The organism is Massilia sp. LC238 (genome assembly GCF_000735635.1).
Lineage (GTDB): Bacteria > Pseudomonadota > Gammaproteobacteria > Burkholderiales > Burkholderiaceae_D > Telluria > Telluria varians.
The window spans coordinates 1-22,588 of sequence record NZ_JNNN01000041.1 but is presented as its reverse complement, the minus strand read 5'-3'; the positions used below and the strand labels follow the sequence as shown (position 1 = coordinate 22,588).

The following is a 22,588-nucleotide window of genomic DNA, read 5'->3' as shown; positions in this document are numbered from 1 at the left end:
CCCGTTTCATCCCTCGCTTTATGCCGATCGAATTGTCACGGGCGCATCCAGCCATGACAATGTCCGGATGAACCCGCTCATCCGCCTGCTCGCCCTCGCCGCCCTGTCCGCCGCCTTGCCCGTCCATGCGCAGCAGGAAGACGCGCCCAAGGGATGCAAGTACGTCAATGTCGCCAGTGTTCCGGTGCGCTATACCGGGCCCAATCTCGCATTGACCATGGAAGGCTCGCTCAACAACACCCCTGCCACCCTGCTGGTCGATACCGGCGCCAGCGACACGGCGCTGACGCGCACCGGCACCGAGCCGCGCGACATGACGCTGTGGAACACCGGCCGGAGCAGCCTGGGCATCGGCGGCTACAGCCGCGTCTACCAGACCCGTTTCAAGGAATTCCGTGCCGGCCCGGCCTCTTCCAGGCCCGGCACGCTCAGGGTATTGCACGACTTCGGCGTCGCACCGGCCTTCGACGGCATCGTCGGCGCCCCTTTCCTGCTGCAGGCGGACCTCGAATTCTCGCTGGCGGAAAAGCAGATCCGCTTCTTCCGGCCGCTCGACTGCCGCAAGGATGAATTCCTGGCCTACTGGGACCGCCAGGCGGTCGTCATCCCCTTCGAGCGCAGCTACAGCGACAGCCCGAATCCCCACTTTACCGTCCTGCTGAACGGAAAAAAGCTCAACGCCATCATCGACAGCGGTTCCTCGACCACCGTCGTCACGCTTGCCGCCGCCAGGCGCGCCGGCCTCAAGCTCGACGCGCCGGGCGTCGAACGCGCCGGCTACAGCGCCGGCATCGGCGAGGCCATGGTGGCGCGCTGGGTGACCGTGTTCGACAAGCTGGAACTGGGCCCCGAGACCATCAGCAATGCGCGGGTCGGCGTGATCGATACCGACCTGCAGGACATCGACGTGCTGCTCGGCGTGGACTTCCTGCGCGCGCACCGGGTCCTGTTCGCCATGAGCCAGAGGAAGCTCTACATCAGCTACATCGGCGGCGAGCCGCTGGGCCAGCGCCGCGGCATCGAGCCCTGGATGCAGCAGGAGGCGGACGGCGGCAACACGGATGCCCAGATGATGCTGTCCTCCCTCTACGGCTACGGCCAGGGCGTGCCGCGCGACCCGGTCCAGGCCAAGGCCTGGCTCGAGCGCGCCGCCGCCGGCGGCAATGCGTCTGCCAACTTCTTCATCGGACGCAGCCACATGCCGCGGCGCCAGTATGCGCAGGCGGCCCGGCACCTGCGCCTGGGCCTCGAGAAGCTCCCGGGCGACCGCAGCGCCGCCCTCTGGCTCTACCTGGCGCGCCTGCACCTGGGCGAAGGCGAGGCGGCCAAGGCCGACCTGGAAAAGGCGTTCAGGCGCGACGACAATGACCAGTGGCCGAATCCGGTCGCGCGTTACTTCCTCGGCAAGCTGGACGACCAGGAACTGCTGGAGGAAGCGCGTGACGACAAGAGCCGCGCCAGGGGCCAGGTCTGCGTGGCCAAGACCATGATGGGCGAGCATGCGGCGGCCACGGGCGACATGGAAAAGGCCAAGTCGATCATGTTCCACCGCCCGGAGTGCGGCGCCGCGCCCGCCCCTGCCGGCAAGGCATCCTGAAGCAGACAACGGCAGGAAGCGCTAGAATGCCGGCTTCCCGCCTTTTTTCTGCCTCCCCAGCCATGTTCACTCCGTCCTCGCACGACGTGCGCCGCTTTTTCTGCGAAGCCCTGCGCAAGCAGCGCAACGGCGAGATCCTGAGCCCGATGGACGCCATCGCGGCCGACTGGATCGTCCAGCATCCCGAATACCACGCCGAACTCGACGACGTCGAAGCGGCCATCGCCCGCGACTACTCGGTCGAAGGCGGCAAGCCGAATCCCTTCCTGCACCTGTCGATGCACCTGTCGATCGCCGAGCAGGTCTCGATCGACCAGCCGCGCGGCATCAAGGCCGCGCACGACCTGCTGGTGAACCGCATCGGCGAGCACGAGGCGCACCACGAGATCATGGAATGCCTCGGCGAGATGATCTGGAAGTCGCAGCGCGCCGGCCTGCCGCCGGATACCGAGGCCTATATCGAATGCGTGCGCCAGCGCGCCACGCGCTGAGGGACACGGCAACACGATTCAAAAATGCGGCACAGGCCGCATTTTTTGTATCATGTTCCAAATCCCAACAGTTTACCCGGGGCGTCCCTATTTACGCCGTGTTTATGCATACAGGATTGCCAGGAATGCAAGTTTCCTCCTAGTATTTATGCATGAAAACCATCCTCCGCCTGCTGGGCGCGGCCTGCGCCCTCCTCCCCCTCTCCCATGCCGCCGCGCAGACCTGCACGTATACGCCGATCGGCAAGCTGCCGCTGCGCTATAGCGGCATGGGCCTGGAAATCACGGCGGAGGGCAGCATCAACGGCTCCCCGGCCGAACTGCTGGTCGACACCGGCGCCTATGCGACCGCGCTGACGCGCACCGGCACCGAGCGGCGCGGCATCCGCCTGTACGCCACCGGCAGGCATGCCCAGGGATTCGGCGGCAGTTCACCGATCTTTGCTTCCATCGTCAACGAATTCATCGTCGGGCCGGTCCGCGCCGGCCGCAGCAACATGCCGGTGATCGGCAGCTTCGGCGACACGCCCTCCTACGACGGCATCCTGGGCGCGCCCTTCCTGTTCCAGACCGATGTGGAGATCTCGCTCCCCACCAAGCAGCTGACCTTCTTCGTCCCCGAGAAATGCGGCGGCACCTGGCTCGGCTACTGGGGCAAGGACGTGCAGGCGATCCCGCTGCGGCGCCACGACGAACACCACATGAACCCCAAGTTCTTCGTACGCATCAACGGCAAGGAACTGGAGGCGATGATCGACACCGGCGCCTTTGCCTCCATGATCACCGCCGATGCCGCCAAGCGTGCCGGGATCGCGCTGGACGGTCCCGGCGCCACGCGCGGCTCGGATATCGGCGGCATCGGCAACTACTCGGCCCAACGCTGGCACGTGACGACCACCTTCCAGATTGGCGAGGAAACCGTCCAGAACGCGGAGATGGGCGTGGAAAACTCCGGCCTGAACATGGCCGACGTGGTACTGGGCGCGGACTTCCTGCGCGCCCACCGCGTGCTGTTCGCGCTGAGCCAGAACAAGCTGTACTTTTCCTATGTGGGCGGCGAGCCTTTCGGCCAGCGGCGCACGCTGGAGCCATGGGTCCTGGCCGAGGCGGAGGGCGGCAACGCCGACGCCCAGTTCACACTGGCCCGCGCCTACCGCAGCGGCAAGCTGGTCGCGAAGGACAGCGAGCGCTCGAAAGAATGGCTGGAAAAGGCGGCCAAGGGCGGCAGCGGCCATGCCAACCTGTACACCGGCCATGAGCTGCTGGCGCAGCGCGACTATGCCGCTGCCGCCACGCGCCTGCGCAGCGCGCTCGACAAGCTGCCGGCCGAACGCCACGGCGCCCTCTGGCTCTACCTCGCACGCGTACGCAGCGGCCAGCCCGAGCTGGCGAAATCGGAGCTGGCCACGATCTTCTCGCGCACCGCGAGCGACGAATGGCCGAAACTGATCGGCGAGTTCTACCTCGGCACCCTGTCGGCCGACAAGCTCCTGGCAGAAGCCGGCGGCGCGCGCAGCGAAGGCAAGGAGCGCCGCTGCGAAGCGCTGGCGGCGATGGGCGACTGGTACCGCGCGCATGCCCAGCCGGATGCGGAGAAAGCCATCGACGCCCAGATCGCGGCCAGCTGCACCACGCCCGAACTGACCTATACCAAGCTGGGTACCTGATCAGTGCACGGCGGCGCGAATCAACCCAGCTTGTCGTCGGCGACGCGGTAGCGCGGGTCTTCCGGCAGGTTCACTTCGATCATGTCGCGGGCGCGTTCGAGCAGCTCGCGGCAGTCCGGGCTCAGGTGGCGCAGGTGCAGGCGCTTGCCCAATGCGCGGTAGCGCTCGGCCAGGGCATCGATGGCCTGGATCGCCGAGTGGTCGGCCACGCGCGCGCGACGGAACTCGATGACCACGTCCTGCGGATCGGTCTTCGGCGCGAACATCTCCTGGAAGCCGGTCACCGAGGCAAAGAACAGCGTGCCTTCCAGCTCGTAGACCTTCCATCCCTGCGCATCGGTGCCGGTGGTGACGCGGATCTGCTTGGCATGCTGCCAGGCGAACACCAGGGCCGAGACGACCACCCCGGCCAGCACCGCCACCGCCAGGTCGAAGGCCAGGGTGATGCCCGCCACCAGCACGATCACCAGCGCGTCCGCCCGCGGCACCTTGCCGAACAGGCGGAAAGTGCCCCACTCGAAGGTCTTCTCGCAGACCACGAACATCACGCCGATCAGCGCCGCCAGCGGGATCTGCTCGATCCAGCTTGACCCCACCAGGATGAAGGAGAGCAGGAACAGGGAGGCCACGATGCCCGACAGGCGCCCGGTACCGCCGCTGCTCACGTTGATCATGCTCTGGCCGATCAGGGCGCAGCCGCCCATGCCCCCGAAGAAGCCGGTGACGACGTTGGACGCGCCCAGCGCCAGGCATTCACGGTTGGGCTGGCCGCGGGTGTCGGTGATCTCGTCGAGCAGGGTGAGCGTGAGCAGCGACTCGATCAGGCCAACGCCGGCCAGCACCAGCGCATACGGGAACACGATGCGCAGGGTCTCCAGGTTCCACGGCACCTCGGGCACCGCGAAGCTGGGCAGCCCGCCGGCGATCGAACCGAGGTCGCCCACGGTCTTGGTGTCGATGCCCAGCAGCGCGCAGCCGGCGCTGGCCGCCAGGATGCCGACCAGGGTACTCGGCACCGCCTTGGTGAAGCGCGGCGTGAGGTAGATGACGGCCATGGTGGCGGCGACCACCGCCAGCATCGTGGCCAGCTCAAGGCCATCCATCCATTGCACCGTGCCGTCCGGGCCCGGCGTCTTGAAGTGGCCGAACTGGGCGACGAAGATCACCAGCGCCAGGCCGTTGACGAAGCCGAGCATGACCGGGTGCGGCACCATGCGGATGAACTTGCCCAGGCGCGCGGCCGCGAACAGCAGTTGCAGCACGCCCATCAGCACCACGGCCGCGAACAGGTACTGCGGCCCGTGCTGCACCACCAGCGCCACCATCACCACCGCCAGCGATCCGGCCGCGGCCGAGATCATGCCGGGGCGCCCGCCAAAGCATGATGTGATGAAGGAGACCAGCACCGCGGCGTACAGGCCGGTGAGGGGCGAAACCTGGGCCACCAGGGCAAAAGCGATCGCCTCGGGGACGAGCGCCAGGGCGACGGTCAGGCCGCTGAGCAGGTTGGATTTGAGGTAGGACGGGGACAAGGACATCGGGGCTCCGGAAAACAAAATCCCCCCGCCGGCTGCCCGGTCGGGGGGATCGTCAGTTTACCAGCTGGACGCTGGGACCGCTGGAAGCTGCTGTGTCTTGTTACTTGCTGACCACGAACTGCGACGGCAGGCTGGCCAGGTAGGCGCCGATGTCCGCCATGTCCTTGTTCGACAGCGGCTGCACCTGCCCTGCCATGATCGGATTGGTACGGCCGTTGGCGCCGGCGCCGCGCTTGTAGGCGCGCAGGGCGTGGGCCAGGTAGTCGGCATGCTGACCGGCCAGCTTCGGATAGCTCGGGTCGATCGGCTTGTTGTAGTCGGCGCCGTGGCAGGACGCGCAGTTGTACTTCTTGACCAGCGCCTCGCCTTTCGAGACGTCGGCCGCCGTAGCGTTCAGGGCAAAAGCGCCGGCAACCAGCGCATAGATCAGTTTTTTCATTGGCTGGTCCTTAGCGTTTGGCGGTGGCGGGGGTCTGCTGCGAATAATAGGCGGCGACGTCGGCGATGTCCTGGTCGCTCAGCGAGGCGGCGATGCCCACCATCGACGGGTTCTTGCGCTCGCCCTTGCGATAGGCCTTCAGCGCGCTTTCGATGTACTTGGCCGACTGGCCGCCGATCATGGGAACGCGGTAGACCTCGGGGAAGCCCGACTTGTAGCCCGGGATGCCGTGGCAGCCGATGCACATTTCGATCTTGGCCGGTGCTGCTTTCGGATTGCCGACAACTTCCGCCGCGGCGGCCGGGGTGGCGCTGGCGGCAAACGCTGCCAATACCAGTAGTGCTAAAGATGTTTTCATGGGTGTGGCTCGTTAGTTGTAATTCGAATACCGCAAACGCACAAAAAGTTAGCAAATGGACTACCAACCTGTCGATTCTATCTGAAGAGTTGTCACCAGTCTACAAACGCGCGCAGCCCTGTCCGCGCCTGTGTTCTGGCATATACTCGGCTTCATTTCACTCCAATCCGACAACGCCCATGCACGCTTCCCCACGCTTCGAAGGCAGCGACAACTACGTCGCCACCGCCGACCTGAAACTGGCCGTCAACGCCGCGCTCACGCTCGGCCGCCCGCTCCTGATCAAGGGCGAGCCGGGCACCGGCAAGACCATGCTGGCCGAAGAGGTCGCGGCGGCACTCGGCATGCCGCTGCTGCAGTGGCACGTGAAGTCGACCACCAAGGCCCAGCAGGGCCTGTACGAGTACGACGCGGTGTCGCGCCTGCGCGACTCGCAGCTGGGCGACGAGCGCGTGCGCGACATCCACAACTACATCGTCAAGGGCGTGCTGTGGCAGGCCTTCACCGCGCCGGAACCGACCGTCCTGCTCATCGACGAGATCGACAAGGCCGATATCGAGTTCCCGAACGACCTGCTGCGCGAACTGGACCGCATGGAGTTCTACGTCTACGAGACGCGCGAGATGGTGGTGGCCAAGCACCGCCCGCTGGTGATCATCACCTCGAACAACGAGAAGGAATTGCCGGACGCTTTTCTCCGCCGCTGCTTCTTCCATTACATCAAATTCCCGGACCGGGACACCATGGCCGACATCGTCAAGGTGCACTTCCCGACCCTGAAGCAGGACCTCTTGGGGGCCGCCCTGCAGAGCTTCTACGAGCTGCGCGAGGTCGCCGGCATCAAGAAGAAGCCCTCGACTTCGGAATTCCTCGACTGGCTCAAGCTCCTGCTGGCCGAGGACATCCCGTTTGATGCCCTGCGCAGCCAGGACAACAAGGCCATCGTGCCGCCGCTGCATGGTGCCCTGCTGAAAAACGAGCAGGACGTGCACCTGTTCGAGCGCCTGGTCTACATGTCGAGGACCAACCGGTGATCAAGGTGCTGCCTGCCACGCTCGAGTTCAACGGCCTGCGCCTGGAGCCGCTGGCGCCGCACCACGAGGACGGCCTGCGCGCCGCCGCCAGTGACGGCGAACTGTGGAAGCTGCGCGTGACCAGCGTGCCCGAGCCGCACAATGCGGCGCAGTACATCGGCACCGCGCTCGACACGCGCGACCGCCTCGCCTTCGCCGTCGTCGACGCGCGCCACGGCAGCGTGCTGGGCACGACCAGCTACCACGACATCGTCCCAAGCGTGGACCGCGTCGAGATCGGCTACACCTGGTACGCCAGGCGCGTCCAGCGCACCCATGTGAACACCAGCTGCAAGCTGCTCCTGCTGTCGCACGCCTTCGACACGCTCGGCTGCGGGGTGGTCGGCCTGCGCACCGACTGCGAGAACTTTGCCTCGCAGGCCGCCATCGAAGCCCTGGGCGCGAAGAAGGATGGGGTCATCCGCCACCACGCCCTGCGCCGCGACGGCACGGTGCGCGACACCGTCATGTACAGCATCCTGCGAGGCGAATGGCCGCTCATCAAGCGCGCCCTGCACGAGCGCCTGGAGCGGCACGCACGAGCCTGAACCATGCTGATCGACTTCTTCTACACCCTGCGTGACGCCAAGGTCCCGGTCACGATCAAGGAATTCCTGACCCTGCTGGAAGCCCTGCAGCAGGGCGTGACCGCGCCCTCGCTCGACGAGTTCTACTACCTCGCGCGCCTGACGCTGGTGAAGGACGAGGCCCACTTCGACAAGTTCGACCGCGCCTTCGGCGCCTACTTCAAGGGCGTGAACGCGGTGTTCGACGAAAAGGCCGACATTCCCCTCGATTGGCTGCTCAAGCGCTTCGAGCGCGAGCTCACGCCCGAACAAAAGGCCGCGCTGGAAAAGCTCGGCTACGACAAGCTGCAGCAGCGCCTGGAAGAACTGCTGAAGGAACAAAAGGGACGCCACGAGGGCGGCAACAAGTGGATCGGCACCGGCGGCACCTCGCCTTTCGGGAACGGCGGCACCAACCCGGAAGGCATCCGCATCGGCGGCCAGGGCCGCAACCGCACCGCGGTCAAGATCTGGGAGCAGCGCAGCTACCGCGACTACGACGACGAGCGCGAGCTCGGCACCCGCAACATCAAGGTGGCGCTGCGCCGCCTGCGCCGCTTCGCCCGCACCGGCGCGGCGGAAGAACTGGCGCTGGACGACACCATCCGCGCCACCGCCAGCAACGCGGGCTACCTCGACATCCGCATGCAGCCCGAGCGCAAGAACCGCATCAAGGTGGTGATGCTGCTCGATGTCGGCGGCTCGATGGACGACCACATCGAGCGCGTGGAAGAACTGTTCTCGGCCGCCAAGAGCGAATTCAAGAACATGGAGTTCTATTACTTCCACAACTGCGTCTACGACTACCTGTGGAAGAACAACCGGCGCCGCCACAGCGAGCGCTTCCCGACCTGGGACGTGCTGCGCACCTACCCGAACGACACCCGCGTGATTTTTGTCGGCGACGCCACCATGAGTCCCTACGAGGTGCTGGCGCCGGGCGGCTCGGTCGAGTACAACAACGAGGAAGCCGGCGCCGCCTGGCTGGCGCGCTTCACCAGCGCCTTCCCCAAGTTCGCCTGGCTCAATCCCGAGCCGGAACACCTGTGGGAATACCGGCAATCGATCGCCGTGATCCGGCAGATCATGAATAACAGGATGTTCCCGATCACCCTGGAGGGGCTGGAACGGGCCATGCGGCTGCTCAGCAAGTAGGACCTTTCGCACATCAATCGTGCGCGCGAAAGCCTCTTGTAGAATTGTCAACAGATCGTAGGGTGGGCGGCTATGCCGCCCACGCGGTGATAGGCACGGGTTGAGATGTCGCATTCGGCAATGTCGCCGCTAACGATCGCCGCGTGGGCGGGAGACCCGCCCACCCTACAAAATCCATCGATTTGCATACATTCACGGGGAAACGCATGCCCGACCTGCTGCCCATCCTGACCAGCCTTGCGTGGCCGATCGCGCTCGCCATCGCCTGGCTGGCCGGCGAATTCGGCCAGCGTTTCACGGGCCTGCCCCGCATCAGCTTCTATGGCCTGGCCGGCTTCGCGCTGGGCAGCACCCAGATCGGCGTGCTGCCGGCGCCCGACGCCGGCCCGGTGGCGCTGCTGGCCGACATCGCCTTCGGCCTGATCCTGTTCGAACTGGGCTACCGCATCAACCTGCGCTGGCTGCGCCACAATCCCTGGATCGGGGTGGCCGGGCTGGCGGAAAGCCTGCTCACCTTCGTGCTGGTCTACCTGGTGGCGCTGGCCTTCGGCAGCTCCCAGCTGGTGGCGCTGATGATGGCCGCGCTCTCGATGGGCACCTCGCCCGCCACCATCGTCCGCGTCATCAACGAATACCGCAGCTCGGGCCAGGTCACCGAGCGCGTGCTGCACCTGACGGCGCTGAACTGCGTGCTGGCGGTGTTCGCCTTCAATGCCATCATCGGCTTCTGGATCTTCCACACTTTTGACGCGGTGGGCGAAGCCCTGTGGCAAAGCCTCGTCACGCTGGCCGGGTCGGCCCTGGTCGGCGCGGTGTTCGGGGTCGCCGTCCCTGCCCTCCTGCGCGCCCTGCATAACCCGCGCCACGACGCCACGGCCGCCTTCGCGCTCGCCATCGTGCTCCTGGTGTCGATCTGCGATGCCGGTTCGCTCTCGCCCTACATCGCGGCGCTCATGTTCGGCCTGACGGCGCGCCATCGCCGCATCGCCTTCAGCCAGGCGCAGCGCAATTTCGGCGCGCTGGGCGAAGTGCTGACCGTGCTGCTGTTCATCTACGCCGCCTCCACGCTCGACTGGCGCCAGGTGGCTACCGGCGCAACGCTGGCGGTGATCGTGGTGGCGGTGCGCCAGCTGGCCAAGACCATCGGCGTGACCGCGTTTGCCCACCTGTCCGGCGTGTCGTGGCGCAAGGGCGCGCTCACCAGCCTGGGGCTGGCCCCCTTGTCGGTGTTCGTGATCCTGCTGATCGAACATGCGCGCCACGCGGGCGTGCACGTCGTCGAGGAACTGCGCGCGATGGCCGCGGTGACGATGCTGCTCGAAGTGTTCGGTCCCGTCATCATCCAGCGCGCCCTGGTGTGGGCGCGCGAAGCTCCGGAGCGTCCCGATGCCGCTTGAAGCCTTCAATCCCTCGCAGCCGCTCACCTTCGGCGTCGAACTGGAACTGCAGCTGGTCAGCCTGTCGGACTTCAACCTGACCGCGGCGGCCCCCGACCTGCTGCACCTCCTGAAGCGCAAGCCCTTTCCCGGCAACGTGACGCCCGAGATCACCGAGAGCATGATCGAGATTAACTCGAGCGTGCACTCGTCCTACGGGCCGCTGCTGGAGGAATTGCGGGCCATTCGCGACACCTTGGTGGCGGCCGGCGACATGCTCAACATCGGCATCGCGGGCGGCGGCACCCATCCGTTCCAGCACTGGTCGGATCAGAAGATCTCGAGCAAGCCGCGCTACGAATACCTGTCGCAGCTGTACGGCTACCTGGCCAAGCAGTTCACCGTGTTCGGCCAGCACGTGCACATCGGCTGCGCCAATGGCGACGACGCCCTGTACCTGTTGCACGCGCTGAACCGCTACCTGCCTCACTTCATCGCCTTGTCGAGCTCCTCGCCCTTCGTGCAGGGCATTGATTCCGGCTTCGATTCGGCGCGGCTGAATTCCGTGTTCGCCTTCCCGATGAGCGGGCGCGCGCCTTTCGTCCTGAGCTGGCAGGAGTTCACCGACGTGTACTTCGCCAAGATGGAGCGCACCAACATCATCAAGAGCATGAAGGACTTCTACTGGGACCTGCGGCCCAAGCCCGAGTACGGCACCATCGAGCTGCGCGTATGCGACACGCCGCTCACGGTGGAGCGCGCGGCGGCGCTGGCGGCCTACCTGCAGGCCCTGTGCCGCCACCTGCTGGAGCGCGTCGACGCGCCGCCGGTGGAGGACGACTACCTGGTCTACAACTACAACCGCTTCCAGGCCTGCCGCTTCGGGCTGGAGGGCGCGATCACGCATCCGAAGACCTATGCCAACGTGCCAATGCGCGAGGACATCCTGGCCACGCTGGACAGAATGATGCCGCATGCCGAGGCGCTGGGCAGCGTCGAGGCGCTGCAGCACCTGGCGCAGGCGGCGCGCGAAGGCAGCGACGCGGCCCAGCTGCGCCACGTGTTCGAGCGCGAAGGCAGCGTCGAAGGCATGGTGAACGGGGCGATCCAGCGCTTCAGGGGCGAGCGGCGGATGCGCTGGCGGCAGGGCTGATGGCCTGCGGCTGCCGATTCGTCGCTCCCGCGAAGGCGGGAGCCCATTCGGCGAATGTCGCGCTATCTCGACGATACACGGCGACTTGAAAACCGTCGCACCGGCGAAGGCCGGTGCCCAAGTTCTAGGTAGGTGGCTAGTTGAAGAAATTGGATCCCGGCCTACGCCGGGATGACGTGCTACCGCCAACAATAACCGTAGCTATGTGGTGGATTAACGCAAAGAGACCTCACTGCGCCACTATCGCCTTCCCACCCCAGCTCCCTTTCATGAACCTGGCCAGCAGCGGCTGCTTCACCGGCTGCGGCAGCTGCGCGTCCACCAATCCGGCCCAGCGCTCGGCCAGCTGTTCACAGGTGGCGCGCAGCACCGGATCGACGTCCGGCAGCCGTGACAGCGCGCACAGGTGGCGCTCGATCACCGATGCCAGCTTGACGCAGGGCTGCTCACCGTTAGCGCGCGCGGTGTAGTGCGACATCAGGTGCAGCAGCGACGCCACCAGCAGCACGTCCTGGCTGCGCGCAGGGTCTGCGACAGGAATACTCATGCACACCTCCCAAGGAAACAATCAAATGAATGAGAATGATTCTCATTCATTATTGTCCGACCGGGAGATGAAAGCAAGCGTTTGTTACAGCCGGGTCTCGCGCGCCGCGCGCAGGAACTCGTCCAGCACCGGCGTGCAGTCGAGCAGCTCGACACCGCCGGCGCGGTGGAATTCCGGGTGCCACTGCAGGCCCATGACGAAGTCGGCCCGCTCGTAGCGGATGGCCTCGACGATGCCGTCGGGCTCCGAATAGGCCTCGACGCGGATATCACGCCCCAGTTCCTTGACCGCCTGGTGGTGGATCGAATTGACGATCGGCCGTTCGACACCGTGGAACATCTTGCCGAGCGAGGAACCGGCCGGGAAGCGGATCGCATGGCGGTGCGCATCGTAGATGTCCTGCACGTGGGCCAGCGCCTCGGGCACGTTGGTGACGACGTCCTGGTAGAGCGTGCCGCCGAAGGCGACGTTGATCAGCTGGCAGCCGCGGCACACGCCCAGCACGGGTTTGCCGGCGTCGACGAATTCGTGCAGCAGCTCGAGCTCGTAGACGTCGCGTGCGCGGTCGCCGCTCCACTCGGGCCGGGTCGGCACTTCGGAATAGGTCTGCGGCGCCACGTCCGCCCCGCCCTGCAGCACCAGCCCGTCGAGGTGGCGCGCATAGTGGCGCAGGGTGATGTTGCTGGGATGGAGCAGGCCGTTGGTGTTCACGGTGGGGATCATGAATACCAGCACGTCGCGCGACATCACCCACTGGGCGATCGACTCTTCAAGGTATTGCAGGTTCTTGCTGAGCAGGCCCCGGGCGCCGGGTTCCGGATGGAAGATGCGCGCCGACACCCCGATATGCAGGGTACGGTTCATGAAATCGCGGTTGAAGCGTTCGCGCAGGGCGCGCCAGCGCGAGCCGATGACGCGCCCGGCCAGCGCCAGCGGCGTATCGCCGTCGCGCTGGTACTTGGCATGCCCGCGCATGGTCTGCCCCTGGGTCGCGCGCCGGTCGGGCACCCGCACCGGGGCTTCGGGACGCTTCTCGATCGGGGGACCGGGTACTTCCGGGGGTGGTTGGGGTTCGTCTTGCGCCATGACTAGCAATATAGCCGCGCCATGGCCGCGCACGATTTGAAGTTGTTACAAAATGCTCATCGCGCCGCGCAGGCATGTTGCAAAACCGGCAGCTTGCGGGAATTCCCGTTTCGGTTGATACTGTATGCAATTACAGTAGTTTTTATTAAGGCTTGCTGAGTGGTAGTGCCAGCAGCTTCTGGAAGGTAGCCAGCAGGTGGCGGTCGGCCACCGGTTTGTCGAGCAGTCCGCGTACACCGGCATCGCGGGCGCGCAGGCTGTCGTACTTGAACGATTGCCCGACAAGAAACAGCACGGCGGTACGCCCTGCCCCTTCCTGCGACTTGATGGCGCTGCTCAGGCTATACGGTTCGATGCCTGGAGCGCAGGTGTTGATCATGACCAGCGACACCGGCGTCTCGTCGCACAGGCGCACGGCGGCGCGGCTGCTGTCGGTCCATTCGACCGGCCGGGAGACGGTGGCGTCGCCGGGCGTGCTGCTCAAAGGGTTGGCAAGCGGATTGGCCACGACCCGCGCCACATGGTCGCGGAAGGCGCCGCCCTTGTCGATGATGAGGACGGCGCCATCGGGCGGGCCGTGGCGCAGGCGCTGGTAATAATCCGGCGCCTCGGTGTCCGGTGCCAGCCGCGGCCTTCGGCGCCGCTCGGGCAGGCAGCGTTCGCCGCGCGCAGCCAGGGCTGCCAGCGCCTGCACGCGGGTGTCGAGCAGTTCGGCCAGGACTTCGTACAGGCTGGCGGGATCGATGGGACGCGGCAGGGTGCGGCGAATGCTGGCGCCATCGCCGCCGATCAGAAGGATGGGCTGGGGCGCGCCGGGCGGCAGGCAGGCCAGGCGCGCCAGGGCGGCCGGGTTCGCGCCATCGGCGACGTACAGGTCGGGTTCTTGCAAACTGTCGTCGTGCAGGCAAAAATACGCCGGCCCCGCCAGCGGGGCTTGCGCCAGCAGCGTCTCGAGCTGGGCGCATTCAGGGGGCGCGAAACCGACCAGGCGGACGGTAAATGGATATCTGGCTGCGGGCATCGCTTTTCCAGCCTTTCCAATAACACTTCCGGTCACATCGTTTTAATCTAGCACAATAGTGTGGACTAACAAGCACGTTTGGCATCTCAAAAATGGCCAACTTTCCGCGTGACAAGAGATAGAATGCGCAAGCATTGAATTTACACATACCAGCATGGCTTCCAAGAAACCCGCATCTGACTACAGCGAATCATCCATCCGCGTCCTCAAAGGACTCGAGCCCGTGAAACAGCGTCCGGGCATGTACACCCGGACCGAAAACCCGCTGCACATCATCCAGGAAGTGATCGACAACGCCTCCGACGAGGCATTGGGCGGACACTGCAAGAACATCGCCGTCACCCTGAACACGGACGGCTCGGTCACGGTCGAAGACGATGGCCGCGGCATCCCGGTTGGACTGCACCCGGAAGAAAACGTGCCGACGGTCGAGATCGTCTTCACCCGCCTGCACGCGGGCGGCAAGTTCGACAAGGGCTCGGGCGGCGCCTATGCCTTCTCCGGCGGCCTGCACGGCGTCGGCGTATCGGTCACCAATGCGCTGTCCACGCGCCTGGAAATCACCGTCTGGCGCAAGGACGACGAGGGCAATGGCGTGCACGAGCTGGCGTTCGAGAACGGCGACCTGGTCGAGCCCCTGACTTCGCGCCCGGCTGAGCGCGGCGGCAAGAAGAACGGCACCCGCGTCACCGCCCGTCCCGACCCGAAGTACTTCGATTCGCCGAACATTCCCCTTGGCGACATGCAGCGTCTGCTGCGCTCGAAGGCCGTGCTGCTGCCGGGCGTGACCGTCACGCTCACCAATGCCAAGACCGGCGACGTCCAGACCTGGCGCTATGACGAAGGCCTGCGCGGCTACCTGACCGAGGCGCTGGCCCAGGCCTCCAACGGCCAGACCGTGATCCCGCTGTTCGAGGGTGCGCAGTACGCCGCGCTCGGTGACGAGGGCTTTGCCGAAGGCGAAGGCGCGGCCTGGGTGGTGGCCTGGACCGAGGAAGGCAGCGTGGTGCGCGAGTCCTACGTCAACCTGATCCCGACCGTGAGCGGCGGCACCCACGAGTCCGGCCTGCGCGACGGCCTGTTCGGCGCCGTGAAGAGTTTTGTGGAGATGCACTCGCTGCTGCCGAAAGGCGTCAAGCTGCTGCCGGAAGACGTGTTCGCACGCGTCTCCTTCGTGCTGTCCGCAAAAGTGCTGGACCCACAGTTCCAGGGCCAGACCAAGGAGCGCCTGAACTCGCGCGACGCGGTCAAGCTGGTCTCGACCTTCACCCGCCCGCCACTCGAGTTGTGGCTGAACCAGCACGTCGAATACGGCAAGAAGCTGGCCGAACTCGTCATCAAGCAGGCGCAATCGCGCCTGCGTTCGCTGCAGAAGGTCGAAAAGAAGAAGTCCTCGGGCGTGGCCGTGTTGCCGGGCAAGCTGACCGATTGCGAATCGACCGACATCACCCGCAACGAGCTGTTCCTGGTCGAGGGCGACTCGGCGGGCGGCTCGGCCAAGATGGGCCGCGACAAGGAATTCCAGGCCATCCTGCCGCTGCGCGGCAAGGTGCTGAACTCCTGGGAGACCGAGCGCGACCGCCTGTTCGCGAACAACGAGATCCACGACATCGCGGTGGCGATCGGCGTCGACCCGCACGGCGTCGACGACAATCCGGACCTGACCGGCCTGCGCTACGGGAAGATCTGCATCCTGTCCGATGCGGACGTGGACGGTTCGCACATCCAGGTACTGCTGCTGACCTTGTTCTTCAGGCACTTCCCTGCCCTGTTCCGCAACGGCCACATCTGCGTGGCGCGTCCTCCCTTGTATCGCGTCGACGTGCCGGCGCGCGGCAAGAAGCCGCTGCAAAAGCTCTACGCGCTGGACGACGGCGAACTGCTGGCCATTGAGGACAAGCTGAAAAAAGAAGGCCTGAAGGAAGGCGTGTGGAGCATCTCGCGCTTCAAGGGCCTGGGCGAGATGAATGCGGAACAGCTGTGGGAAACCACCATGAACCCGGACACCCGCCGCCTGTTGCCGGTCGCCTTCGGCCAGTACAGCCTGGCCGAGTCGGGCTCGCGCTTCAACATGCTGATGGGGAAAGGCGAAGCCGCCGCCCGTCGCGCCTGGCTGGAAGAACACGGCAACGAAACGGAAGCGGATATCTAAGCGAGATATGTGAGCAGTCTGCACGCAAAATTGGATCCCGGCCTGCGCCGGGATGACGTGCAAAAGTTAGTGGTCATAGCACCGTTAGCCTAAAGACCGTCGTTCCGGCGAAGGCCGGAACCCAAGTTTGCTTGAGCAGCCACCAGCACTAGCCGCCCAAGAAACGAACAAACAATCATGACGACGCAAGCAAGCCTCTTCGAACAACAAAACGCGCCTTCGGACGACACCGAAACGCTCACCCTATCCACCTTCGCCGAGCGCGCCTACCTCGACTACGCCGTCTCGGTGGTCAAGGGCCGCGCGCTGCCGGACGTCTCGGACGGCCAGAAGCCGGTCCAGCGCCGCATCCTGTACTCGATGCACGAACTGGGCCTGGGCCACACCGCCAAGCCGCGCAAATCGGCCACCGTGGTCGGCGACGTGCTCGGTAAACTGCACCCGCACGGCGACCAGTCGGTGTACGACGCGCTGGTGCGCATGGCGCAGGACTTCTCGCTGCGCTACCCGCTGATCGACGGCCAGGGCAACTTCGGCTCGCGCGACGGCGACGGCGCCGCGGCGATGCGCTATACCGAAGCGCGCCTGACGCCGGTGTCGCGCCTGCTGCTCGACGAACTCGACATGGGCACGGTGGACTTCCAGCCGAACTACGACGGCTCCACCACCGAGCCGCGCCAGCTGCCGGCGCGCCTGCCGATGGTGCTGCTCAACGGCGCCTCCGGTATCGCGGTCGGCATGGCCACCGAGATCCCGTCGCACAACTTGCGCGAAGTGGCGACGGCCGCCGTGGCCCTGATCCGCAACCCGAAGATGACCCATGCCGAGCTGATGACCCACATCACCGGCCCGGACTTCCCGGGCGGCGGCCAGATCATCACCCCGGCCTCGAACATCGCCGACATGTACGCGACCGGCCGCGGCTCGCTCAAGGTGCGTGCGCGCTGGAAGATCGAAGAACTGGCGCGCGGCCAGTGGCAGGCGGTGGTTACCGAGCTGCCGCCGGGCTGCTCGGCCCAGCGCGTGCTGGAAGAAATCGAGGAACTCACCAACCCGAAGGTCAAGGCCGGCAAGAAGGCCCTGCTGCCGGAGCAGCTGGCGCTGAAGCAGACCATCCTCGGCGCGCTCGACACCGTGCGCGACGAATCGGGCCGCGAAGCGGCGGTGCGCATCGTGTTCGAGCCGAAGTCGAAGAACCAGGACCAGAACGAGTTCATGCTGATGCTGCTCGCGCATACCTCGCTCGAGACCTCCAGCCCGATGAACCTGGTGATGATCGGCGGCGACGGCCGTCCGCGCCAGAAAGGCCTGACCGACATCCTGCAGGAATGGATCGACTTCCGCTTCGTCACCGTGCGCCGCCGTACCGAATTCAGGCTGGGCAAGGTCAACGACCGCATTCACATCCTGGAAGGCCGCGAGACCGTCCTGCTGAACATCGACGAAGTCATCGCCATCATCCGTAATTCGGACGAGCCGAAGGCCGCACTGATCGAGCGCTTCCGCCTGTCGGAGCGCCAGGCCGAGGACATCCTCGAGATCCGCCTGCGCCAGCTGGCGCGCCTGGAAGCGATCAAGATCCAGCAGGAGCTGGCCGAGCTGCGCAGCGAAAAGGAAAAGCTGGAAGACATCCTGAATAATCCGTCCAGCATGAAGCGCCTGATCATCCGCGAGATCGAGCAGGACGCCAAGCAGTACGGCGACGAGCGCCGCACCCTGATCGAGGAAGCCGAGCGCGCCGTGGCCGAGCAGAAGGTCATCGACGAGCCGGTGACGGTGATCGTGTCCGAGAAAGGCTGGGTGCGCGCGCGCACCGGCATCGGCCACGACCCGGCACAGTTCACCTTCAAGGCCGGCGACTCGCTGCTCCAGGCCTTCGAGTGCCGCACGGTCGATTCCCTGATCGGCATCGGCAGCAACGGCAAGTCCTTCTCGGTGCCGGTGGCCGCCCTGCCGGGCGCGCGCGGCGACGGCGTGCCGATCACCACCCTGGTCGACCTGTCGGGCGGCGTGCGCATCCTGCACTACTTCGCAGGCAACCCGGAAACGCGCCTGCTGCTGGCCTCGTCGAACGGCTTCGGCTTCATTGCCAAGGCCGGCGACATGATCAGCCGACTGAAGGGCGGCAAGTCCTTCATCACGCTCGACGAAGGGGCCGTGCCGCTGGCGCCGCGGGTCGTGAGCGACACCGCCGGCGCGATCGCCTGCCTGTCCGAGAAGGGCCGCGTGCTGGTGTTCGGCATCGACGAGATGAAGGTGCTGACCAACGGCGGCCGCGGCGTGACGCTGATGGAACTGGAGCCGAAGGAAACCCTGCTGGCGGCGCAGCCGATCAACCAGAAGGGCGTGAACGTGATCGGCACCTGGGCCGGCTCGAAGCCGCGCACGGTGGAGCTGTTTGCCTCTGGCCTGGAGCCGCACTTCGGCAAGCGCGCGCGCAAGGGCAAGCCGCTGTCGGCCAAGCTCAAGGCGCAGGACCTGGCGATGCGGGCGACCGACGCTTGACCGTTTGAACGCGCAATGAAAAACGCCGGCTCGCAAGCCGGCGTTTTTACTTGAGGCGCCGCCTTAGTGCTTGGCAGCCGCCTTGTGCACGTCCGCGGTCGCTTCGGCGCGCGCCTGCTCGGTCTTGGCTGCGGCAGTGGCCTTGTCGGCCGCCGCATCGACCTGGGTCTTGAGCAGCTTCTCGTCCGCCTTGATCATCTTCTTGTCGGCCTTCAGGTTGGCGTCGGCGATCTTTTCTTCGGCCTTGGCAACCGCCTTGGCACGGTCTTCCGGATCGGCCTTCGCCACCTTCTCGACCGCGTTGGCATGCGCCTTCACGGCGTCGGCGTGGGCTTCGGCTTTCTTCTCGTTGGCCTTGGCGACTGCCTTGTTCACTTTCTCGTCGGCCTTGGCCGCGGTCTTCACTTCCTTGGCTTCCGCCTTGACGATGTCCTTTTCGGCCTTGGCTTCGGCCTTCACGACGGCGCTGTTGGTGGCCGGGGTGGTGGCGGTCTGGGCGTGGGCAGCGGTGGCGAACAGGCCGGCGATGAGGGTGGCGATCAGTTTGTTCATGGTGATTCCTTTCCGGTGAGTGGTCGCGCGGTGCAGCTTGCGCAAATAATTGTTGTGACGACGAGTCCAGAATACGGACTCTCCACTCGCCGGGTCTGTTAGCCAGCCCACTTAGACCCTTGACATTTTGTAAGCAAAGTTTACGGTCGAGTTTTCCCCGCATACAGGTCGATGATGTCGGTAATCCCATCCTGGCACACCGGGCAGAAGGCTTCGCTGCGGTCGAACATCAGGCATTGCATTGCCGGCCGGTAGTAGCCGGTGGCTTCGTAATTCGCACCCTCGAAGGCGCCCACGTCGTGGCGATGGGGTTTGCCCGCGAACAGCGCGTTGGTCGCCTTCAGGTCCTCGATGAACAGCGCATTCATCTCGCTCTCCGGCCGGTTCGCCGCACGCAGCGCCGCGCGCTTCTTCTGGTAGGCGCGCGAGGCTTCCTCGTATTCAGCCTTGGGCCAGGGCGTCGGCAGCGGCGTGCCGGCCTTCACGTGGCGCTTCCACTTGATGTTGGCCGGATCGCGCAGCGCGGTGACGTTCGGCTCCCACGGTTCCATGCGCGTGCTGGCGGCCGCGTAGGCGACCGGCGAGGTGTAGTACTCGTCGGCCAGGCCGGCGAAGTGGTGGCCGAATTCGTGCACGAACAGGTAGTTGGCCCAGCCGTTGCCGGCCGCCGCGGTGCTGAACTGGCCGAAGATGCCGCCCCCGCCATAGGTCTCGGTGTTGACCAGGATTTCGATGAACTCGTAGGGCGCGTGCTGGGCGATGTCGCGCAGCGCGCGGTTGTCCAGGGTGAGCACGTAGCGCTCGCTACCGAAGATGTCGTAGCGGGTGCCCAGCTTTGATGCATGGTGCACGCCGGTGGATGGGCGGCTGATGCCGGATTCGCTGGTGGGCAGCGCCAGCGCCCAGACGTTGAAGTCCCTGGCGCGCTCCTTGAAGGGCGAGACCGAGAACAGGTACTGGGTCAGGCGCCGCGCGTCCGCCTCGAACTTCTTCATTTCCGCAGCGGTGTAGCCGTCACCCATGATTAGGAGGTCGACCTTGTCGGCGGACGGACCGCTCACGTGCACCGGAATCGGCTTCGCGGCCAGGTCCGGCTGCTTCTTCACGACCTCCTGGGCATCCGCATCGACCTCGACGCTCCAGGCCACCGAGAACTGGTTGCGCTCGTCGCGCTTGAGGATGCGTACGCGCACGGGCCGGTCCGGCTTGGGAAAGCGTACCGACTCGTGTCATAATGAGACTATGAACTCATCCGATACGAAAATCACTCCCGGCGCTACCGCCTATAGCTACGTTAGGTTCTCCCGCACTATGCAGAAGAAAGGCCGGAGCCGACTGCGACAGCAAGAAGCGTATGAGGAATGGTGCGCTAAACACGGCGTCATCCCTTCTGACGACAGGTTTTTGGATGAAGGCAAATCAGGGTACACCGGCGACCACGTAGGGCCAAAGGGGCAGCTAAGGCGGTTCCTCGATCTGGTAGAGGATGAGAAGATTCCGAAGGGTTCCTACCTTGTTGTTGAAAGCTTGGACAGGTTGGGCCGTGATAGCGTCGAGAGAGCGCTAGAACGCTTCCTAGGCATCTTGAACGCCGGGGTCAACATCGTGACCTTAATGGACGGTGAGAAGGTGTACTTCGCCGGTAAGACTAAAGGCTCAGACCTGATTATGTCCATCATCGTGATGGAGAGAGCTAACGAGGAATCGGAAACCAAGTCCAAGCGTAGCAAAGACAACTGGCAAGCAGCGTTTGAGAAAGCAAGGAAGGAGAAGAAGCCTGTTGGAAAGCAGGTAGCCTTCTGGCTTGATCTGGTGGAGAAGGATGGGAAGAAGGAGTATGAGCCTAACCCGGTACACACTGAAACCATCAAGCGCATCTTTGATGACTGCATAGCGGGGCATGGCTTCGTAGCTACGGCACGGCGTCTCAATGCTGATAAGCGGGAGACTCAACGGGCCGATAGCTGGGGACCGTCGAGCGTGAGGGACGTACTTGAGAATAAGTGCGTTCTGGGACAATGGGAGCCGAAAGACGGCGGCGGCGTGATCGAAGGCTACTTCCCTCAGATTATCAAGCCTGCTACATGGGAGCTTGCGCACGCTGCAATGGCGAAGCGTAGTAAAGGCGACTACACCCGGCAGACGCCTAACTTCCAAGTGTGGCAGCAAATTGCGTCTTGCTCTGTATGCGGGTCATCCATGAATCTTGTGACGAAGGGCGCACCGCCCTACCGCTACAAGTACCTTTCATGCGCTAACAAGCGTAGGGGACTGTGCGAATCTCTGAATGTCCGAGCCGACAAGAGCGAACTGGTGTACAAGCGGCTTCTGGTAGCTGTCGGAGGTTTGGGCCTCATCCAGACCGACGCGGCAGAGATTACGGACCAGATGGCGCTGGTAGATGCCTCGATTCATGCCGAAGAGACTACACGCGCTCGACACATGAAGAAGCTAACGGAGCCTGATGCAGAAGACTTCCTGTACGAACTGGTTGCCATCGCAAACAAGAATCTCAAGCGACTGAAGGCGGAGCGGGAAGAACTGGAAGCCAAGCATACCGCTCAGACCGTCGCACAGAGCGATAGGGATTGGCTGTTGGCGAATCTTCCACTAACAGAGCGTGATGACCGTCAGCGGGCCAATGCCCTGCTCTGTCGGCTCAATATCAAAGTGCGTATCCGGGGCGGCGATGAAGCTGTGTACACCGCTACTCGGCCAACACAAGTGAGCACTGTAGTGCTTCCGATCCCAGACGATCAGGAGCCGGAGTTCGTCACCCGGACTGTCGAGCGTCCCTTCCTGCAATTCATCGTCAGGGGTGATGACATCATTCCTGTACCGTTATCCGCCGACCAGAGGGAGACGTTGAAGGAGCAGGATGCAGACGGCTCCGAGACGGCTAAGGGGATGGCGTGGCTGTCGGAGAAGCTAGGACCGAAGAAAGTACCGGCCTGAAATTTGAAAAAGGATTTTTCCGGGACATGGCCTGTCGAACGATGGGCCAACAGTCCCAGGAATTAATATCAAGCGAGGGCGAACGCTTTGTTTAACTACTTGTAGCGGCGTCTGTCAAGGATGATCCTCTGATGGCGAATATCGAGGGCCATCCAGCACCATAAAACGCTCAGGAAGGCCATCAGGAGCCTCCATAGGGTGTTTTATTGATGAGTTGGACCCGAGGTGGTCAGTGATCTTGCCCCGCTTTTCCCGGACACAGCCTGATGCTTAGTTAGCGTCAGTTTCCAGAGCCTGACGGCGTCGCTCTTTCCTAAACATCCGCGGCGATTTGTAGCCGAGCGCTGAATGCGGATG

Annotated in this window: 18 protein-coding genes and 1 pseudogene; 11 read left to right on the top strand and 8 right to left on the bottom strand. The window is 64.7% G+C overall.

Annotated features, from left to right (window positions below; genetic code table 11):
- Positions 1-67: 67 nt before the first annotated feature.
- From FG94_RS11865 to FG94_RS11855, 3 genes are all read left to right on the top strand, one after another.
- Positions 68-1,597, top strand: a complete 1,530-nt coding sequence (locus FG94_RS11865) for an aspartyl protease family protein (protein ID WP_036211643.1) — start codon at positions 68-70, stop codon at positions 1,595-1,597.
- A 62-nt stretch (positions 1,598-1,659) separates the two neighbouring features.
- A complete protein-coding gene (locus FG94_RS11860; protein ID WP_036211640.1) occupies positions 1,660-2,088 on the top strand; it encodes a DUF1841 family protein in 429 nt (142 codons plus the stop codon).
- Positions 2,089-2,240: 152 nt separating this feature from the next.
- Entirely contained in the window at positions 2,241-3,755 is a 1,515-nt protein-coding gene (locus tag FG94_RS11855) for a retroviral-like aspartic protease family protein (RefSeq protein WP_036211637.1), read from the top strand.
- A gap of 20 nt (positions 3,756-3,775) precedes the next feature.
- Here the strand turns inward: FG94_RS11855 and FG94_RS11850 are convergent, their stop codons facing one another.
- The 3 genes from FG94_RS11850 to FG94_RS11840 form a co-directional block, all read right to left on the bottom strand.
- A complete protein-coding gene (locus tag FG94_RS11850) occupies positions 3,776-5,293 on the bottom strand; it encodes a SulP family inorganic anion transporter (RefSeq protein WP_036211634.1) in 1,518 nt (505 codons plus the stop codon).
- A 100-nt stretch (positions 5,294-5,393) separates the two neighbouring features.
- Complete coding sequence (locus tag FG94_RS11845; RefSeq protein ID WP_036211631.1) at positions 5,394-5,732, bottom strand: cytochrome c; 339 nt, start codon at positions 5,730-5,732, stop codon at positions 5,394-5,396.
- A gap of 10 nt (positions 5,733-5,742) precedes the next feature.
- Positions 5,743-6,090, bottom strand: coding sequence for a cytochrome c (locus FG94_RS11840; RefSeq protein WP_036211629.1), 348 nt, complete (start codon positions 6,088-6,090; stop codon positions 5,743-5,745).
- 179 nt (positions 6,091-6,269) lie between these two features.
- Between FG94_RS11840 and FG94_RS11835 the strand changes: the two genes are divergently transcribed.
- The 5 genes from FG94_RS11835 (at position 6,270) to FG94_RS11815 (ending at position 11,413) form a co-directional block, all read left to right on the top strand.
- Positions 6,270-7,124 carry a MoxR family ATPase gene (locus FG94_RS11835; protein ID WP_036211625.1) on the top strand — a complete coding sequence of 285 codons (855 nt, stop codon included), beginning with the start codon at positions 6,270-6,272 and terminating at the stop codon, positions 7,122-7,124.
- Positions 7,121-7,711, top strand: a complete 591-nt coding sequence (locus FG94_RS11830; RefSeq protein WP_036211622.1) for a GNAT family N-acetyltransferase — start codon at positions 7,121-7,123, stop codon at positions 7,709-7,711. The genes FG94_RS11835 and FG94_RS11830 overlap by 4 nt, the downstream gene beginning before the upstream one ends.
- Positions 7,712-7,714: 3 nt before the next feature.
- Entirely contained in the window at positions 7,715-8,884 is a 1,170-nt protein-coding gene (locus tag FG94_RS11825) for a VWA domain-containing protein (RefSeq protein ID WP_036211619.1), read from the top strand.
- A 206-nt stretch (positions 8,885-9,090) separates the two neighbouring features.
- A complete protein-coding gene (locus FG94_RS11820) occupies positions 9,091-10,281 on the top strand; it encodes a cation:proton antiporter (RefSeq protein WP_036211616.1) in 1,191 nt (396 codons plus the stop codon).
- Positions 10,271-11,413, top strand: a complete 1,143-nt coding sequence (locus FG94_RS11815; RefSeq protein WP_036211613.1) for a YbdK family carboxylate-amine ligase — start codon at positions 10,271-10,273, stop codon at positions 11,411-11,413. Before FG94_RS11820 ends, FG94_RS11815 begins: the two co-directional genes overlap by 11 nt.
- Before the next feature lie 229 nt (positions 11,414-11,642).
- On the opposite strand, the gene FG94_RS11810 is transcribed toward FG94_RS11815, so the two are convergent.
- The 3 genes from FG94_RS11810 to FG94_RS11800 form a co-directional block, all read right to left on the bottom strand.
- A complete protein-coding gene (locus FG94_RS11810) occupies positions 11,643-11,960 on the bottom strand; it encodes a hypothetical protein (RefSeq protein WP_036211662.1) in 318 nt (105 codons plus the stop codon).
- A gap of 84 nt (positions 11,961-12,044) precedes the next feature.
- Positions 12,045-13,046 (bottom strand): gamma-glutamyl-gamma-aminobutyrate hydrolase family protein, encoded by a 1,002-nt coding sequence (locus tag FG94_RS11805; RefSeq protein ID WP_036211609.1) that lies wholly within the window; start codon positions 13,044-13,046, stop codon positions 12,045-12,047.
- Positions 13,047-13,191: 145 nt separating this feature from the next.
- Positions 13,192-14,067, bottom strand: a complete 876-nt coding sequence (locus tag FG94_RS11800) for a two-component system response regulator (protein WP_036211606.1) — start codon at positions 14,065-14,067, stop codon at positions 13,192-13,194.
- Positions 14,068-14,221: 154 nt separating this feature from the next.
- Between FG94_RS11800 and FG94_RS11795 the strand changes: the two genes are divergently transcribed.
- On the top strand, positions 14,222-16,219 hold the full coding sequence (locus tag FG94_RS11795) for a DNA topoisomerase IV subunit B (protein ID WP_036211602.1): 1,998 nt from the start codon (positions 14,222-14,224) through the stop codon (positions 16,217-16,219).
- Positions 16,220-16,396: 177 nt separating this feature from the next.
- On the top strand, positions 16,397-18,724 hold the full coding sequence (gene parC, locus FG94_RS11790) for a DNA topoisomerase IV subunit A (protein ID WP_036211599.1): 2,328 nt from the start codon (positions 16,397-16,399) through the stop codon (positions 18,722-18,724).
- Between the two features lie 63 nt (positions 18,725-18,787).
- Here the strand turns inward: parC and FG94_RS11785 are convergent, their stop codons facing one another.
- A complete protein-coding gene (locus FG94_RS11785) occupies positions 18,788-19,276 on the bottom strand; it encodes a hypothetical protein (RefSeq protein ID WP_036211596.1) in 489 nt (162 codons plus the stop codon).
- A 140-nt stretch (positions 19,277-19,416) separates the two neighbouring features.
- Positions 19,417-20,502, bottom strand: a pseudogene (locus FG94_RS11780) (M64 family metallopeptidase); the annotation flags it as partial.
- A gap of 16 nt (positions 20,503-20,518) precedes the next feature.
- On the opposite strand from FG94_RS11780, the gene FG94_RS11775 reads away from it, so the two are divergent.
- Positions 20,519-22,231: a recombinase family protein gene (locus FG94_RS11775; protein WP_027865582.1), complete on the top strand. Its 1,713-nt coding sequence runs from the start codon at positions 20,519-20,521 to the stop codon at positions 22,229-22,231.
- The last annotated feature ends 357 nt before the right edge of the window (positions 22,232-22,588 follow it).